A 16935-nucleotide genomic window follows, 5' to 3' on the forward strand; every position below is an offset into this window, starting at 1 on the left:
CTACGCGATGGCCGCGTACGCAGCAGCGACCCGTTCCACGGCCCGCCGGTCGCCGTCGATGCCCATCGCGCCGACCGGCTCACCGGCGAAGACAACACCCGCCCACGCGGACGAGTCGCCGGCGACGGTCGCATCGGGCGCCTCGTCCGCACCCTCGGTCAGCTCGAAACGGTCCTCGTCCCAGTGCAGCCGGTAGCGGCGTACGCCCGCGGCGGGACGCCGCTCGTCGTACAGCTCGATGGCGATCCGGACCGGGCCGTCGCCCCACTCGGGCATCCTGGCGTACGCCGCCATCGTGCGCATCGCGACGATCACCCCGTCCGGGGTCATGCTCCCCTCCGGCACCGGGAACCCGGGCGAGCGTTGGGCCCAGCGGCCGAGGGAGCGCATCACGTCCTCCAGCTCCTGCCCCCATGCGGTGAGCCGGTAGACCCGGGTCTGGCCGAGGTCGTCGAGCTGTGCCTGCTCGACGACGCCGGTCTCCCGCAGCGCCTTGAGCCTGGCGGTGAGTACCGCGGGCGTGATCCCGACGACGGCCGAGGCCAGGTCGGCGAAGCGGCGCGGACCGAGCATCAGCTCGCGCGCGATCACGATGCTCCACCGGTCCCCGATGACGTCCATCGCGTGCGCGGTCGCGCAGGCATCACCCAGCTCGGCGTACGTCTGCTTCTTCGGCATCGATCCTCCTGACTCTCTTCACAAGAGTATCAACTATGTTTAACGTAGTCCGCATGACCACGACTCCGACCACTGCTGCCACTGAGGAGAACCCGATGCGTACGACGATCGCCCTGCCCACCCGCGACCGGCCTCGGTCGCACGTGTTCCTCCGGGACGGCCTCGGCCTCGAGACCCCGGGCGACCTCGCCCCCGACGGGGTCCCCGAGCCGCTCCGCGCGACCCTGTCGGAGACCTGCGAGGTGATGATGATCCCCACCGGCGGATTCAAGTGGGTCACCGGCCAGCTCGGGGACGAGCCGATGGATGCGGCGACGCTGCCTCCACCGGAGGGCCCGAAGCAGTGCCTGGTCACCATCGGGCTCGGCTCCCGCGACGACGTGGAGGCTCGTTATGCGGCCGCCACGGCGATCGGCCGCGCCGTGCTCGGGCCGGAGGCGGCACCGTGGGGTGAGTACCGCGCCGTCGTCGCGGACCCCGACGGCCACCTCTGGCAGCTGACGTCCCCCTGAGGTCACGGCGTGCCGCCCCTAGAATCTCCCTATGGCCGGAGACGACACACGGATGCTGCTGCTCGGAGCGGTGGCGCTGTTCGAGCCCGTCAACGGCTACCAGATCCGGCGCGAGCTGATGTCGTGGCAGGTCGACCAGTGGGCCAACATCAACCCGGGCTCGATCTACCACGCGCTGACCTCGCTCGCCGACAAGGGCCATCTGACCAGGCACGATCTGGTGGACAACGGGCGTACGGTCGCGGTCTACGAGATCAGCACCGGCGGCCGCGCGGAGCTGGAGCGCCTGATCACCCGGTCACTCGAGGCCGTCGACGCCTACAACGGGCTCTCGTTCTACGCCGCCTTCTCGCTCGTGCCGCTGCTGGAGCGGCCGGCCGCGGTCCAGCACCTGAGCGTCCGGCTGAAGAACCTCGAGCGCACGATCAAGGAGCTCGACGCCGCGGCCCGGGTGAATGCGCGCATGGCGCCGCCCCACACCGTGAGCGGCCTGCACCTCCAGATCGACAAGCTCCGCTCCGAGCGGTCCTGGCTGGTCGAGGTGCTGGACGACGTACGCAGCGGCAGGCTGTTCTTCGCCGGCGACGCACCCGGGTGGACGCCCGCCGACGACGACCCGGGGTGGCAGATGGACGCCGACCGGAAGCGCTATCGGGAGATGCTCCGGGGCTGAGCCTCCACCCTCACCGGGAGAATCGGTTTGACAACCCGGGTTCAAAATTGAACACTCGCGCTATTCAACTTTGAATACCCGGGAAAACCGGGTGATTGTTGTCCGTGGTCCGTGCTTGTCTGGACTCGCACGCACAAGGGAGTGACACATGATTCACGCACGCGGCCTGAGGCACACCTTCGCCTCCGGCCATGGCAAGCAGAAGAAAGAAGTCGTCGCGGTCGACGGGGTCGACCTCGACGTCGAAGAGGGCGAGGTGGTCGGCTTCCTGGGGCCCAACGGCGCCGGCAAGACCACCACCCTCCGCATCCTCACCACCCTCCTCAAGCCCACGGCCGGCACCGCCACGGTGGCCGGTTTCGACGTCGCCACGCAGTCCGTCGACGTCCGACGCAGCATCGGCTACTGCTCCCAGGTCGGATCGACCTTCTCCGGCGCCTACGCGGGCGACGAGGTCGTCGACCACGGGATGCTCTACGGGATGTCCAAGAAGGACGCCGTCGCCCACGGGCAGGCGCTCTTCGAGAGGCTTCAGCTCGAAGGCCTCTGGCGCCGCAAGCCGCGCAACATGTCCGGCGGCCAGAAGCGCCGCCTCGACATCGCGATGGCGCTGATCCATGCCCCCAAGCTGGTCTTCCTCGACGAGCCCACCACCGGGCTCGACCCGCAGGCGCGGGCCAACCTGTGGGACCACATCGCCTCGCTGCGTACGGACCACGGGGCGACGGTCTTCCTGACCACCCACTACCTCGACGAGGCCGACACCCTCGCCGACCGGGTGATGGTCATCGACCAGGGCCGCATCGTCGCCAACGACACCCCGGAGAACCTCAAGGCGGCGGTCTCCGGCGACCTGGTCTCCCTCGAGGTCGCCACCGACGAGCAGGTCGCGATCGCCCGCGAGAAGCTCGGCTCGATCTCGGAGAACGTCGAGGTCGACGAACGACTGGTCAGCGGCCGGGTGCCGCGGGCCGGGAAGGCCGTCCCCGGCCTGCTGCGCGACCTGGAGTCCAACGGCGTCTCGCTCGAGTCGATCGAGGTGGCCCGGCCCACCCTGGACGACGTCTTCCTGACGCTGACCGGGCGCTCGCTGCGCGACGCCGAGGAAGGCGCACCCGAGGCCGAAGAGGCTGAGCAGAATTCGGGGGCGAAGTGATGACCGAGTTCCAGCAGCCCGTCCTCAAGTCCGGCTTCCTGCGGGAGTCGTTCGTCGTCTTCAACCGGCAGCTGCGGATGAACCTCCGCAACCCGGCCTGGGTGCTCATCGGAGTGATGCAGCCGATCCTCTACCTGCTGCTCTTCGGGCCGCTGCTCGAGCCGCTGATCGAGCAGCTCGGCGGCAACGCCTACAACTGGTTCGTCCCCGGCATGCTCGTCCAGCTCGGCGTCTTCGGCGCGATGTTCGCCGGCTTCTCGCTCATCGGCGAGTGGCGCGAGGGCGTCATCGAGGCGGAGCGGGTCACCCCGGCCTCGCGCGGGGCACTGCTCTTCGGGCGCCTCTACCGTGACCTGCTGCAGATCCTGGTGCAGGCGATCATCCTGGTCGCGCTCGGCCTGGTGATGGGCATGGACTTCAAGCCGCTCGGCATCCTCGTCGGCATCGCGATCACGGTGCTGATCGGTGGCGCCGGGGCCGCCGCCTCCAACGCGTTCGCGCTGCTCGTCAAGAGCGAGGACGTGATGGCGCCGGTGACCAACATGCTGCTGATGCCGATCCTGCTCCTCTCGGGCATCTTCCTGCCGATGAGCTTCGGTGCCCAGTGGCTGGAGACGCTGGCCGACATCATCCCGACCAAGCACATCGTCGATGCGGTGCGAGCCTCGTTCTTCGGTGACCTCGGGATCGCCGACATCGGCTGGGGCGTCGGCTGGACCCTGGTCCTCTTCGTGCTCTCCGTCTGGTGGGGCATCTCCACGTTCCGCAAGGAGAACGCTTAGGAAGACACGCGCTGTCTCTCAGCGGCGCCTCAGCGAGGGGTGGCAGGGTAGGAGTGTGAACAGCCCTGCCACCCCCAGCGACGCTTCCGGCGACAAGCCGCACGTGCTGGTCGTCGACGACGACAAGGCCGTGCGCGAGTCCCTGCGCCGGTCCCTGGAGTTCAACGGCTACGTGGTCGCCCTGGCCGGCGACGGCGCCGAGGCGCTCGCCGGCATCGCCAACCACGGCCCCGACGTCGTCGTGATGGACGTGATGATGCCCCGGCTCGACGGCATCGAGGCCACCAAGGCGCTGCGGGCAGCGGGCAACGACGTACCCATCCTGGTGCTGACCGCCCGCGACGCGGTCGGTGACCGCGTCGACGGCCTGGACGCCGGCGCCGACGACTACCTCACCAAGCCGTTCGCGCTCGAGGAGCTGCTGGCCCGCCTGCGTGCGCTGCTGCGCCGGGCCGCGCCGATCGGCGAAGAGGACGAGGAGACGCTCTCCTTCGCCGACCTCACCATGAACACCACGACCCGCGAGGTCACCCGCGGCGATCGGGCCATCGAGCTCACCCGCACCGAGTTCACGCTCCTCGAGATGTTCCTGCGCCGGCCTCGCCGCGTACTCGACCGGTCCTTCATCCTCGAGGAGGTGTGGGGCTACGACTTCCCGACCACGGCCAACTCGCTGGAGGTCTACGTCGGCTACCTGCGCCGCAAGACCGAGGCCGAGGGCGAGGCCCGGCTGATCCACACCGTACGCGGCATCGGCTACGTGCTGAAGGAGCCGTGAGCAGCGCGATGACCATGACGGCCACCAGCTCGCGCTACCGCGGCTCCCTGGCGGGCCGGGTCACCCTGCTGACGACCCTCGCGGTCGCCGGCTCGATCGCGATGATCGCGATCGGGCTCTATTTCGTCGTACGCATCCAGCTGCAGGCCAACATGGACGAGTCGCTGCTGAAGCGGGCCAGTGTCGCTGCCGCGAACACCGCGTCCATCCAAGACACCCGGACCGGTGCAGCATTTCCGACCTGGGTGCTGAACGCCGGCGACATCCAGATCGCGGAGGTTGCCGACGCACACAACTACTGGTCGCCGACGTACGGCACGTTTCCACTGCCAGGGGAGCCTGAAGAGGCTGTAGCGAAGGGCCACGCGAAGCAGGCGGTCCGGACCGTACACACCCAGAGCGGTGTCTTCCGGGTGGTGAGCGTGCCCATCCCGGAGAGCGACACCGCGCTGATGCTGGCGCAGTCGCTGGAGCCGCAGCAGGCGATGTACAAGCGACTCGGCTTCGTCGTGCTCTTCTTCGGCGCGGCAGGGGTGGTTGCGGCGGCCTTCGCCGGGTGGGTCGTGGCGGCGGGCGGGCTGCGGCCGGTGCGGCGGCTGACGGCCTCGGTCGACCGGATCGCGACGACCGAGGATCTCACCCCGCTCCCGGTCGAGGGCGACGACGAGATCGCCCGGCTGGCGACCTCGTTCAACCGGATGCTGTCCGCGGTCTCCGCCTCCCGGGACCGGCAGCGGCAGCTGGTGGCGGACGCCTCGCACGAGCTGCGTACGCCGCTGACCTCGCTCCGCACCAACGTCGAGCTGCTCACCCAGGCAGACGCCTCGATCTCGGGCGAGCAGCGGGCCGACCTGCTCGGGGACATCCGCGCCCAGATCGAGGAGCTCACCAACCTGATCGGCGACCTCGTCGAGCTGGCCCGCGACGAGCCTGCCGAGCCGACGCTGGAGACGGTCGACCTCTCCGACGTGGTGGACCGGGCGCTCTCCCGGGTCCGTCTGCGCGCGCCGTCGGTGACCTTCACCGAGGAGATGTCGTCGTGGTGGGTCATGGGCGACGCCAGCTCGCTGGAGCGGGCGGTCACCAACCTGCTCGACAACGCCGCCAAGTGGTCCCCGGACTCCGGCACGGTGCACATCTCCCTGCACGCCGGCGTGCTCAACGTCGACGATGAGGGACCGGGCATCGCCGAGGACGACATCCCCTACGTCTTCGACCGGTTCTACCGCTCCACCGAGGCCCGTTCGATGCCGGGGTCGGGGCTCGGTCTCGCTATCGTCCGGCAGGTCGCCGAACGCACCGGCGGGTCGGTCTCCGCGGCCCGTTCCCCGTTCGGCGGCGCACGGATGACCCTGCGCCTGCCCGGCTCGGCCTCACCTCGACCGACCGAACCGCCTACGGCTGTGTTGAACAATGAAGGGCTGAATCGTTGAGATACGCCGTCCTGGCGCCCGCTCTGCTGGCGCTGCTCTCCCTCGCTGCCTGCGGAGCCGAGGATCCCGCGCCCTCCGCATCCGCATCGGCCTCTGCATCGGGCTCTGATCACTCCGCCAAGGAGACGTTCAACCCGTGCGACGGGCTCGACATCGCTCCCGTCGAGAAGGCGCTCGGCGCCCAGCTCCGCGTCGAGAAGGGCACCTCGGCGGCACCCCGCTGCGCACTGCTTCCCGAGAAGTCGGGTGGGACGGCGTACGAGCTGAACTACCTGCCCTTCAAGGGCACCCTCGCGGAAGCGTGGAAGACCATGGACGTGCAGTCGGGCAAGGTCAGCGAACCCGAGGTCGAGGGCGCCGACGACGCCAGGCTGGTGAAGCAGCAGGGCGTGAGCTCGTACGCCGTCACCGGCTTCGTCCAGAACGGCGCGCTCATCCAGAGCTTCAACTCCGTCGACCTGGAGCCCTACGACGGCGACGCGATGGACCAAGCCGCCCAGGCTCTGCTCGAGCAGCTCAGCGCCAACGCCCCGTAGCCGGGGCGTCGGCGCCGTCGGATGCCGCTTCGGCTAGTGCTTCTTCGTCTCGCGCCAGGAACGCTCGAAGGGGAGGCGCCAGGCGTGCGGCGCGATCAGCTGGTGGATCGAGTTGGGGCCCCAGGAGCCGGGAGCGTAGAGCCGGACCGGCGGCGGGTTGTCGAGGAGCGGCTGGGAGATCTCCCAGAGCGTCTCGATGCCCTCGGCGGTGGTGAAGAGGGTGTGGTCGCCGCGCATGGCGTCGTGGATGAGGCGTTCGTACGCCTCCAGGACGCCGGTCGAGGAACTCGTCTCCTGCGTGGCGAACTGCATGGAGAGCTTCTCCAGCTTCATCCCGGGCCCGGGACGCTTGCCGTAGAACGACAGTGACATCTTCGACTGGTCGGCGAGGTCGAAGGTGAGGTGGTCGGGGCCTTGGGTGCCGGCGCCGGAGTTGGCCGGGAACATCGTCAGCGGCGGCTCCTTGAACGCGATCGAGATGATCCGTGCGCCCTCGGCCAGCTTCTTGCCGGTGCGCAGGAAGAACGGCACGCCCGCCCAGCGCCAGTTGTCGATGATCACCTTCATCGCGATGAAGGTCTCGGTGTCGGAGTCGTCGGCGACCTCGTTCTTGCCGCGGTAGCCGGAGTATTGGCCACGCACCACGTTGCGCGGGTCGAGCGGCTGGATCGAGCGGAAGACCTTGTTCTTCTCCTCGCCGATCGGGTCGGGGGCCAGCGACGTCGGCGGCTCCATCGCCATGAACGCCAGCACCTGCATCAGGTGGGTCACGACCATGTCGCGGTAGGCGCCGGTGCCCTCGTAGAAGGCGGTGCGTCCCTCCAGGCCGAGCGTCTCGGGGATGTCGATCTGGACGTGGTCGATGAAGTTGCGGTTCCAGATCGGCTCGAAGAGCCCGTTGGCGAAGCGGAAGGCCAGGATGTTCTGCGCGGCCTCCTTGCCGAGGAAGTGGTCGATCCGGAAGATCTGCTCCTCGGTGAAGACCTCGTGGATCTTCGCGTTGAGCTCCTTGGCCGACTCGAGGTCGGTGCCGAAGGGCTTCTCCATGATGATCCGGGCGCGCTCGACGAGGTCGGCCTCCTCGAGCTGACGAATCACGTCCTGGGCGGCCTTGGGCGGGACGCTGAGGTAGTGGAGGCGGCGTACGTCGCTGCCGACCCCCTGCAGCTTCTTCTCGGCGAGCTTCACCGCGTCGGCGAGCGCGTGCGGTCCCTCCTTGGTCGAGACGTAGGAGAGCATCCCGCCGAAGGCCTCCCAACGCGCGTCGGTGATCTCGCCCTTGCCGAACTCCTCGCACGCCTCGCGGGCGAAGGCGACGAAGTCCTCGTCGGACATCTCCTCCAGCGAGGTGCCGACGATCTGGGCGTCCGTCATCAGCCCGGCCTCGTTGAGTCTGAGCAGGCCAGGCAGGAGTTTGCGGCGCGCCAGATCACCCGTCGCACCGAAGAGCACGATCACATGTGGCAGGGCTTTGTCATCGATGGTGGCCATGATGAGTCCACGGTAGTCCCCGTTTTATGAACGATCCAATAGACAACGGCCGCTGTCTCAACGTGTCGCCGTCTTTTCACCTGCTTGATCATCTGCCGAGGGAAGCGCGCACCCGGTCGGCCTTCAACCGCGCCTCGGCAGCCTCCTCGACGACGTCGGATCTGACGGTGATTCCCCCACCGGTGCCGATCTGCCAAGTGCGGGTGTCGTGGGTCGTCAGCGTGCGGATGACGACGCCGAGGTCGGCCGGTCCGTCACCGGAGATCCAGCCGAACGCACCGGCGTACGCCGCCCGCGGCCCGCCCAGATCGCGCTCGGCGCGCTCGATGACCTCCATCGTGCGCAGTTTGGGCGCGCCCGTCATCGAGCCGGCGGGGAAGAGCCTGCGCAACGCCTCGACCGTGGTGATCCCGTCGCTGAGATGTCCCCTGACCGTGGTGACGAGCTGGTGCACGGTCTCGTAGGACTCCACCTGCATCAGCCCCGGCACCTCCACGGTCCCCGGCTCGCACACCATCGCCAGGTCGTTGCGGAGCAGGTCGGTGATCATCAGGTTCTCGCTGCGGAGCTTGGGATCGGTCCGCAGCAGCTCCGCGTTGGCGGCGTCCTCCTGCTCGGTGGCTCCTCGCGGCGTCGTCCCCTTGATCGGTCGGGTCTCGATCACCCGATCCTCGCCGATGACCGCATAGCGCTCGGGGCTCGAGCTCAACAACCACACGTTGTGCCCGGCGACGTCGTGCTGGAGGAACCCTGCGTACGGGGCGGGGTTGATGCTCCTGAGCCGCAGGTAGGTCTCCACCGGGTCGGCCTCGGCTTCGACCGTGGTGCGGTAGGTCAGGTTGGCCTCGTAGGTGTCGCCGGCCCGGAGGGCTTCCTGGACCTGGTCGAAGGCAGCGCGGTAGGCGGATAGTCGGGGATCAAACGGTCGGTTACCGACGGGTAGAGCGACCGTTTGATCCCCGACTACCCCGAGCGGGTGGTCGAAGAGACGGACATGGGACGGGCGCATCCACACCGCGTCCGGCACGTCGAGAGAGGGGGTGGCCGGGAGATCCGTACGGCACGCGTAGCCGAGGTAGCCGAACCACTGCTCCCCGGGCCCGACCTCGCGCTCGAGAACCTCCCAGATGTCGTCGCCGACGACCTCGGAGCGGCCGCCGGCATGGCGCAGCACCTCTCGGCGCGCGGCGGAGTAGGTCAGCGAGACGTCGTCGTCCTCCAGCCAGCCGATCAGGGACCGGGTGCCGGACCACTCCCGCGCCCCGCCGCCGTCGAGCCAGACGCAGCGGGGGTGTGCGGCGGCCACCTCGGCGAAGAGGTCCTCGACGCTCACCGGTGCCTCACCGCTGCCTCAGACCTGCCGGTTCAGGAAGTTCGCGACCATCGCCGCGCCGTGCTGGGAGAGCACCGACTCGGGATGGAACTGCACGCCCTCGAGCGGCAGCTCACGATGACGTACGCCCATCACGACCCCGTCCTCGGAACGGGCCGTGACCTCGAGGACATCGGGCACGGAGACGGCCGCAAGGGAGTGGTAGCGCACCGCCTCGAGCGGCGAGGGAAGGCCCGCGAAGACCCCGCGACCGTCATGGGTCACCTGCGCGACCTCGCCGTGGGCCGGCTCGATCCGGTCGACGACGCCGCCGTAGGCGGTCACCAGGCCCTGCATCCCCAGGCAGACGCCGAGGACGGGCCGCCCCGCCGCCAGGAGTACGTCACGCCCGACCGCGAAGTCCGCCGGGTCGGCAGGATGGCCAGGCCCGGGCGAGAGCACCACGTGGGTGTAGCCGGCGAGGTCGCCGAGCTTCACCTCGTCGTGCTCGACGACGTCGGGCATCTCCCCGCTGACCTGCGCGATCATGTGGACGAGGCTCCACACATAGGAGTCGTGGTGATCGATCACCACCACGCGGTCGGTCATTGTGCGAGGAGGTCGCTGACGACATCGTGGATGAGGTCGTAGCCGCGCTCGGTGAGGACGGACTCCGCGTGGAACTGGATGCCGGCGTAGTGGGGCCCGGAGATGGCGTGGATGTCGCCGGTCTCGGGGTCGGCGTCCACCGACACCCCCGCGGGCAGCTCCGTGGAGCCGACCCGTCCGACGAAGGTGTTGTAGAAGCCGACGCGCTCGCGGCGCGGCCGCCCGCCGAACCCGAGGCCGACCCGGGTCTGGGTGCCCTGGAAGACGATGTCCTTGTAGTGGAGCCCGATCCCGAGCTGGTGGCACAGCGCCTGGTGACCGAGGCAGACCGCCAGGAACGGCTGCTCGCTCTCGAGCAGCGACGCGACGGCGGCCCGCAGCTTGGCCATCTTGGGGTCCTCGTCGTCGCGCGGGTCGCCGGGCCCGGGGCCGACGATGACGAGATCGGCACCCTCGAACGCACCCTCGGAGTAGTCCTCGTGGCGCACCACGGACGAGGTCATACCGAGCACCCGGAGCACGTGGCGCAGCATGCGCACGAAGTCGTCCTCGCCGTCGAGGATCACCGCGTGCTTGCCGGCGAGGTGGGCCGACGGCTCCTCGTCGGCCTGGTCGGTCAGCCAGAACGACGACAGCCGACGGTTGCGGGCGGCCAGGGTCAACAGCAGGTCCTCGTCGTTGACCAGCTCGGACACATCCTGTGCCAAAGCAGGCGCCGCCGGCACCAGGCCGAAGGCGGACAGGATGCCGCCGGCCTTGGCGTGCGTCTCGGCGACCTCGTAGTTCGGGTCGGAGTCGCGTACCAACGTTGCGCCCGCGCTCACCTTCAGCCGGCCATCGATGGAGACGTCCGCCGTGCGGATCACGATCGGCGAATCGACCGTCGGGGCGCCGGACTCGTCACGGCCGAGCAGCGCGAGGGCGGCGCCGTAGTAGCCACGGCCCTCCGGCTCGTACTTCTTGATCAGCCGGCAGGCGTTCTCCACCGGCGAGCCGGTCACGGTGGCGGCGTACATCGTGTCGCGCAGGATCTCGCGCGGGTCACGCCCGGAACGGCCGGCGAGCAGGTATTCGGTGTGGATCAGCCGCGACATCGGCTTCAGGAACGGCCCGAGCACCTGGCCGCCCTGGTCGCAGATGTCGCACATCATCTTGAGCTCCTCGTCGACCACCATGAAGAGCTCGTAGACCTCCTTCTGATCCGTCAGGAAGTCGGTCAGCTGCCCCTTGAGATCGTGGGCGATCTTCTCCGGCGTTCCCGCGAGGTCGCGCGGCAGCCGGAAGGTGCCGGAGATCGGGTTCATCCGGACGTCGCCGCCGTGGACGCTCACGTGGCGCTCCGGCGAGGCGCCGATGAGGTAGCGGTCGCCGGTGAAGAAGCAGTAGGTCCAGTACGCCCCGCGCTCGCGCTCCAGCAGACGACGCAGCACGGTGAGCGCGCGCTCGTGGTTCCAGTCGTCGAGCTGCGCCCGGTAGTGGCGGCCGATCACGAAGTTGGCGCCCTCGCCCTGGCCGATCTCGTCCTCGATGACGGTCTTGACCAGGTCGGCGTAGGTGTCGTCGTCGACGTCGAACCCGCCGCGGTCGGTGAACTCGACGGGGACGTCCGGCAGTGCGTCGATGACCTCGGCGACCGAGAACTCCCACTCGCGCTCCACGTCGACGACCACCAGCGGGGTGCCGTCGTCGTGGGCCTCGAAGCCTCGCTCGCTGACCTGCCGGAACGGCACCGCGAGCAGCCGGTCGGCGACCTTGCCGGGCTCTGGGGTGCCCTCCTCGAGAGGTACGTCGAGCAGCGACTCGACCACCGACCGGGTGCCTGCCAGCATGCCGACCGTGTCGCGGTCACCCGCTCGCGAGGAGCGCCGGATGATCGCCCACGCCTCGTGCCCCGTGATCTCCTCGATCGCGGTCTTGGCAGGGCTGTTGGTCGTCATGGGAGGAGCCTAATCCGCACGCTCGCGCGAGGCGCATTCGATTCGGATGGTGGGCCGCGTGCAACCCCGCGGTGCCCCCGATCCGTTGACAGTGCGTGAGACGTTCCCAAGACGCCGAATTCGAGGCCTTCGTACGCCGCCACCGAGCGCAGCTCGTCGGCACCGCCCGGCTGCTGACCGCCGGCGACGCCCACCTGGCCGAGGACCTGGTCCAGACGACCCTGGTCAAGGTCTACCTGGCCTGGGGGCGAGCCTCGCAGCAGCCCGCTGCGTACGCTCGCCGCACCCTGGTCAACTGCCTGACCGACCATCGCAGGCGCCCGTTCTTCCGACGGGAGCACGGCGCGGTGTCGCTGCCCGAGACCGCGGTCGAGGACCCGGCGATGGTCGATCCCGAGCTGGTCGCGGCACTGGCCGAGCTCCCGCCCCGGCAGCGCGCGGCCGTCGTGCTCCGACACGTCCACGACCTCTCGGTCGACGAGGTCGCCGACGCACTCAGCTGCTCGACCGGAACCGTGAAGTCCCAGACGGCACGCGGCCTGGACAAGCTCCGCGCGCTGCTCACCCCCACCCAACTGACAGGAGACTCCCGATGAACGACGTGATCGACCGCCTCGCCCGCCTGACCCCCTCCGCCCCTTCGGCCGACGATGCCGCCGCCGACCTCCGTCGTGGCCACCAGGCGCTCGCCCGGCGCCGGATCAAGCGCGCCGCCCTCGGTGGTGCCGCCCTGACCCTCGCGGTCGGCGGCGCCTTCGGCGGGATCGCCCTGACCTCCGACAACGGCGGCACGCCGACGGTCCAGGCCGCCGACACCGTCAAGCTGGTGGACTACAACGGCACCCAGATGCCCGGCTACACCGTGGCGAAGGTGCCCGAGGGGTTCGTGCTGCAGGGCTCCGACCAGTACGTCCTCGCCGTCGCCCGCCCCGACGACAAGTCGACCATCAGCGACTTCCGGGACAAGATCGTGGTGACCCTCGAGTCGCCCTCGGCGCCCGCCGAGGGCGCCACCGACACCACCGTCAACGGCCAGCCCGCCACCCTCGTCAAGACCCCCGACGGCGCGACCATGCTCAAGTACGCCTACCGCGACTTCACCGTCGTCATCCAGATGTGGAACTCCATCCACCTCACCGACAAGCAGCTCGTCGAGTTCGCCGAGGGCGTCGAGGTCACCGCCGACGCCAAGCCGTCCGTCGGCTGACCCCTCCCCAGCCCCGCTGGTCGAGCCGCGAGGCCGCCTGCTGCCGAGCGTGTCGAGACCAACACGGTCGAATCGAGCGCCGAGACGACTGTGTTGGTCTCGACACGGATTCGTTCGTCCCTCACGAATCCGGCTCGACCAGCGAGGGCTAGGAGACCGTGGTCAGGAGCTGCGTGGCGCGGGTGAGGACGACGTAGAGAGTGGCGCGGCCCGTGGCCGACTCACGCTCGATCTCGTCGGGGCTGACCACGACGATGCCGTCGAACTCGAGGCCCTTGGTGTCGAGGCCGGTGAGGACGACGATGCGGTCCTCGCCGGAGGGCACCGAGGTGGGGTCGGCGGCCGAGGCAGCAGCCGACGGAGCGTCGGCCGCGAACTCCGACCACGACGCCAGCCACGAGTTGACCTCGGAACGGCGGGCGACCGGAACCACGATGCCGACAGTGCCGCCGACCTGAGCGGCGATCTCGCCGACCGCCTCGCGGGTGGCCTTCTCCAGGTCGACCGCGTTCTCGATGACCTGCGGCTCGACGCCGGTCGAGCGGACCGCGGTGGGCAGGTCGGCGTCGAGGCCGACCCGCTCGGCGTACGCGGCGGCGAAGGCGTAGATCTCGGCCGAGTTGCGGTAGTTCGTGGACAGGTGGAACGCGTGGACCGGCTTGCCCTCCAGCGCCTTGGCCCGCGCCTCCTCCGCCTCCGATGCCACCGGCCACGAGGACTGGGCGGGGTCGCCGACGATGGTCCACGAGGCCGTACGTCCCCGGCGGCCGACCATCCGCCACTGCATCGGGGTGAGGTCCTGGGCCTCGTCGATGAGGATGTGGGCGAACGGGTCGTCGTCGATTCGGTAGGTCGGCGGGCGCCAGCCCCGGCCCGAGGAGAACTCGCGGTCGGAGGCGGTCATCAGCTCGGCGATGTCGATGCCGCTCTGGTCGGCGTCGCGCTCGTCGGCGGCCTGCTCGGGGATGTCGCCGATCGCGTAGCGGAGCTCGTCGAGCAGCGGGATGTCCTCGATGGCCAGGTCGGCGTCGGTCAGCCCGCGACCGGCCCACGACTTGAGGAGCAGCTGCTGCTCGTCGTGGGTCAGGATCCCCTCGGAGACGCGGGCCAGGAACTCGGGCTCACGCAGCCAGCCGAGCACCTCGCGCGCCTCCAACGCCGGCCACCAGGCGGCGGCGAACTCGAGGAAGGCGGGGTTGTCGAGCATCTCGTCGTTGAAGACCTCGCGGCCTCGCTCGCGGCCGCGCTCACCGCGTACCTGACGCCAGAGGATGTCGAGAAGCATCTGGGGTACGCGGCGCAGCTGCTGGTTGCGGCGGCCCTGGCTCATCAGCTGCCGGCGCAGCTCACCGAGCCGCTTGCCGTCGAGTCGCAGCGAGTCGTCGCGATAGAAGACCTTGAACTCGCGCGGGGACCCCGGCGCCTGCTGGCGTGAGGCCCGGCGCAGCACCTCGGCCATCCGGGCCGAGCCCTTCACGTCGGCGACGGCGGGGTCGTTGTGCCACGTCGCGCGTACGCCGTCGACGACCTCACCCAGCGACCGCAGCGCCACCGCGGTCTCACCGAGGCTCGGGAGGACGCGCTCGATGTAGCGCATGAAGACGCCCGACGGGCCCACGATGAGCACGCCGCCGGACTCGTAGCGGCGTCGCTCGGTGTAGAGCAGGTAGGCAGCCCGGTGCAGAGCCACCACGGTCTTGCCCACGCCCGGGCCGCCGGAGATGGTCGTGACGCCCTTGCCGGGCGCCCGGATGGCCTTGTCCTGCTCGGCCTGGATGGTCGCGACGATGGAGTGCATCGTGCGGTCGCGGGCGCGGCTGAGCTGGGCGATGAGGGCGCCCTCGCCGACGATCGGCAGCTCGGCGCCGGAACGCTCCAGAGCCTCGGCGTCGAGCAGCTCGTCCTCGACGCCGATGACGCTCTGCCCCTCGGAGCGGAGCACCCGGCGCCGGATCACCGACCTCGGCTCGACCGCGGTGGCCTGGTAGAACACCGCGGCCGCCGGCGCGCGCCAGTCGATCAGCAGCGAGTCGCGCTCGGCGTCGCGCAGGCCGATGCGGCCGACGTAGCGCGGTTCCGGGTCGACCGCGGGGTCGAGGTCGAGGCGGCCGAAGACCAGGCCCTCGTGAGCAGCGTCGAGCTGCGCGATCCGTCGCGCCGCCTGGAAGGCGAACGCGTCGCGCTCGACCAGCCCGCCCTCGTGCCCCAGGCGGCCACGGTCGCGGCCCTCGTTGGCCAGCTCCTGCGCAGCGCGCGCCGACTCCCCCAGCTGGAGGTAGACACGATCTACGAACCTCTGCTCCTGAGCGATCTCGCGCTCAGCCAGCTTGTCGTTCAACTGGATGTTCCCCCGTTACCAAAGATCCACACCCGCCGTGCGCCCCCCATGGCGCACGGCAAGGAGACAACTCTACCCCGACGTGGGGTAACGCGGGCACGGACGCCACCAGTCGACTGCCGGTGGCCAGGCGGCTATCCGCCGACCCAGCCCTCGACGTGGTCGATCACGGCCAGGTTGATCTCGATCGTGCCGTCAGCGGGGACGTACGGCGACCCGTCCTTGTGCAGAGCTCGAAGCGTGATCGAGTGTTTCCCGGGCCCGCCGAGGATGACCGACCCGCCCCCGCTGGCGAAGTGGTTGGCCCGCGGCTCGGTGCACCATTGGGCGCTCTCCTGGTCCCACCCGTCAGCCGAGAGGTAGACGTGAAGATCGCCCGGAATCTCGAAGTCGCAACCGAGCTCCGCCCGGAAGTCATCTCGCGTGGTGGTGAACTCGATCGTGTGGCCGGCCGGGTCGAGCAGCTCGTGTGCGTCCGCCGTCTCCCAGCTGATCACGACCTCGCTGTCATCCGGCAGCGCGGCCGACGGCACCGCCGAGGGCTCGACCGACACGTCTGGCTTCGCGTCCCACACCAGTCCGTCGTCCCCGAAAGGATCGATCACCCAGACGACCCCGGCGACGACAACGAGGCCGAGCAGACCTGACAGGACCTTGAGCATCCCCACCTCTTTCCCTCGGACCGAAGGGAGCATAGGGACACTCCGGGTCCCGCGCCTCCTACTTCTTCCGGGTCAGAAAGGCGGTCATCGCCTCGCGGGCCTCGTCGGAGCCGAAGAGGCGGGCGGAGAGGGCGGCCATCTCCTCGCCGCCGGCGTCGATGTGCTCGACCAGGCCACGGACCATGAGGCGCTTGGTCTCGCGCAGGCCCTGAGGGGAGCCTTCGAGGAGCGAGGAGGTGATGGCAGCGACCTCGTCGTCGAGCGACTCGGCGGGGACGGCGGCGGTCAGGATGCCGATGCGAGCGGCCTCGGCGGCGTCGAACTTGTCGCCGGTGAGGAAGTAGCGGGAGGCGGCGCGGGAGTCGATCCGCGGCAGGATCGAGAGCGAGATCGCGGCGGGGGCCAGGCCCAGCCGGACCTCGGTGAGCGCGAAGGAGACGGTGTCGGCGGCGATCGCGATGTCGGCGGCGGCGACGAGCCCGAGACCGCCGGCGCGCACCGGTCCTTGGACCTTCGCCACGACGGGCTTGGTCAGGGCGACGATGGTGCGCTGGAGACGTACGATCCCGCGGGTGCCCTCCTCCATCGGCACCGTCGCGGCCTCGGAGAGGTCGGCGCCGGAGCAGAAGACGGTGCCCGTGGCCTGAAGCACGACGGCCTTGACCGAGGCGTCCTTGTCGGCCGCGTGCAGCGCCTCGAACAGCTCGGTGACCAGCTGGCGCGAGAGCGCGTTGCGGTTGGCCGGCGAGTCGAGGGTGATGGTGGCGACGCCGTCGGCGACATCGAGGTGGACGAGCTCAGCGGTGGTTTCGGGCGACTCAGTCATGGGGC

The 16935-nt window shown here is 69.7% G+C and carries 17 protein-coding genes; 9 read left to right on the plus strand and 8 right to left on the minus strand.

Translation table 11 applies throughout. The features are described from left to right. The gene (locus HD557_RS25020) at window positions 1-678 is read right to left on the minus strand and encodes a winged helix-turn-helix transcriptional regulator (RefSeq protein ID WP_196875854.1); all 678 of its coding nucleotides are present in this window, start codon (window positions 676-678) and stop codon (window positions 1-3) included. Window positions 679-731: 53 nt separating this feature from the next. On the opposite strand from HD557_RS25020, the gene HD557_RS25025 reads away from it, so the two are divergent. From HD557_RS25025 to HD557_RS25055, 7 genes are all read left to right on the plus strand, one after another. Continuing rightward, window positions 732-1190 (plus strand): VOC family protein, encoded by a 459-nt coding sequence (locus HD557_RS25025; protein ID WP_196875855.1) that lies wholly within the window; start codon window positions 732-734, stop codon window positions 1188-1190. Window positions 1191-1221: 31 nt separating this feature from the next. Continuing rightward, window positions 1222-1863: a PadR family transcriptional regulator gene (locus HD557_RS25030; RefSeq protein WP_231380449.1), complete on the plus strand. Its 642-nt coding sequence runs from the start codon at window positions 1222-1224 to the stop codon at window positions 1861-1863. Between the two features lie 148 nt (window positions 1864-2011). Further along, a complete protein-coding gene (locus tag HD557_RS25035; protein WP_008356116.1) occupies window positions 2012-3019 on the plus strand; it encodes an ATP-binding cassette domain-containing protein in 1008 nt (335 codons plus the stop codon). Beyond that, window positions 3019-3801, plus strand: coding sequence for an ABC transporter permease (locus tag HD557_RS25040; RefSeq protein ID WP_008356115.1), 783 nt, complete (start codon window positions 3019-3021; stop codon window positions 3799-3801). Before HD557_RS25035 ends, HD557_RS25040 begins: the two co-directional genes overlap by 1 nt. A 55-nt stretch (window positions 3802-3856) precedes the next feature. Further along, the gene (locus tag HD557_RS25045; protein WP_307785700.1) at window positions 3857-4579 is read left to right on the plus strand and encodes a response regulator transcription factor; all 723 of its coding nucleotides are present in this window, start codon (window positions 3857-3859) and stop codon (window positions 4577-4579) included. Next, window positions 4576-6012, plus strand: coding sequence for a HAMP domain-containing sensor histidine kinase (locus HD557_RS25050; RefSeq protein ID WP_307785701.1), 1437 nt, complete (start codon window positions 4576-4578; stop codon window positions 6010-6012). The genes HD557_RS25045 and HD557_RS25050 overlap by 4 nt, the downstream gene beginning before the upstream one ends. Next, window positions 6009-6548: a hypothetical protein gene (locus HD557_RS25055; RefSeq protein ID WP_008356112.1), complete on the plus strand. Its 540-nt coding sequence runs from the start codon at window positions 6009-6011 to the stop codon at window positions 6546-6548. The genes HD557_RS25050 and HD557_RS25055 overlap by 4 nt, the downstream gene beginning before the upstream one ends. A 33-nt stretch (window positions 6549-6581) precedes the next feature. Here HD557_RS25055 and zwf read toward each other — a convergent pair whose 3' ends face one another. The 4 genes from zwf to HD557_RS25075 all read right to left on the minus strand — a co-directional run bounded on the left by zwf (window position 6582) and on the right by HD557_RS25075 (window position 11897). Then, on the minus strand, window positions 6582-8039 hold the full coding sequence (gene zwf / locus HD557_RS25060) for a glucose-6-phosphate dehydrogenase (RefSeq protein ID WP_008356111.1): 1458 nt from the start codon (window positions 8037-8039) through the stop codon (window positions 6582-6584). A gap of 88 nt (window positions 8040-8127) precedes the next feature. Then, window positions 8128-9372, minus strand: coding sequence for an anthranilate synthase component I family protein (locus tag HD557_RS25065; protein ID WP_008356110.1), 1245 nt, complete (start codon window positions 9370-9372; stop codon window positions 8128-8130). Window positions 9373-9390: 18 nt separating this feature from the next. Beyond that, window positions 9391-9960: an anthranilate synthase component II gene (locus tag HD557_RS25070; RefSeq protein WP_196875856.1), complete on the minus strand. Its 570-nt coding sequence runs from the start codon at window positions 9958-9960 to the stop codon at window positions 9391-9393. Continuing rightward, the gene (locus HD557_RS25075) at window positions 9957-11897 is read right to left on the minus strand and encodes an anthranilate synthase family protein (protein WP_196875857.1); all 1941 of its coding nucleotides are present in this window, start codon (window positions 11895-11897) and stop codon (window positions 9957-9959) included. Before HD557_RS25075 ends, HD557_RS25070 begins: the two co-directional genes overlap by 4 nt. 95 nt (window positions 11898-11992) lie before the next feature. Between HD557_RS25075 and HD557_RS25080 the strand changes: the two genes are divergently transcribed. Together HD557_RS25080 and HD557_RS25085 are read left to right on the plus strand one after the other, a co-directional pair. Next, on the plus strand, window positions 11993-12493 hold the full coding sequence (locus HD557_RS25080; RefSeq protein WP_008356103.1) for a SigE family RNA polymerase sigma factor: 501 nt from the start codon (window positions 11993-11995) through the stop codon (window positions 12491-12493). Continuing rightward, complete coding sequence (locus HD557_RS25085) at window positions 12490-13104, plus strand: hypothetical protein (protein ID WP_008356101.1); 615 nt, start codon at window positions 12490-12492, stop codon at window positions 13102-13104. The genes HD557_RS25080 and HD557_RS25085 overlap by 4 nt, the downstream gene beginning before the upstream one ends. Window positions 13105-13252: 148 nt before the next feature. Here the strand turns inward: HD557_RS25085 and HD557_RS25090 are convergent, their stop codons facing one another. From HD557_RS25090 to HD557_RS25100, 3 genes are all read right to left on the minus strand, one after another. Then, window positions 13253-15442, minus strand: a complete 2190-nt coding sequence (locus HD557_RS25090) for a HelD family protein (protein ID WP_196875858.1) — start codon at window positions 15440-15442, stop codon at window positions 13253-13255. Window positions 15443-15576: 134 nt separating this feature from the next. After that, on the minus strand, window positions 15577-16104 hold the full coding sequence (locus tag HD557_RS25095; RefSeq protein WP_196875859.1) for a hypothetical protein: 528 nt from the start codon (window positions 16102-16104) through the stop codon (window positions 15577-15579). Window positions 16105-16162: 58 nt separating this feature from the next. Then, window positions 16163-16930: an enoyl-CoA hydratase family protein gene (locus tag HD557_RS25100; protein ID WP_196875860.1), complete on the minus strand. Its 768-nt coding sequence runs from the start codon at window positions 16928-16930 to the stop codon at window positions 16163-16165. Between the last annotated feature and the right edge of the window lie 5 nt (window positions 16931-16935).

It is taken from the genome of Nocardioides luteus (assembly GCF_015752315.1).
In the GTDB taxonomy this organism is placed as follows: Bacteria; Actinomycetota; Actinomycetes; order Propionibacteriales; family Nocardioidaceae; genus Nocardioides.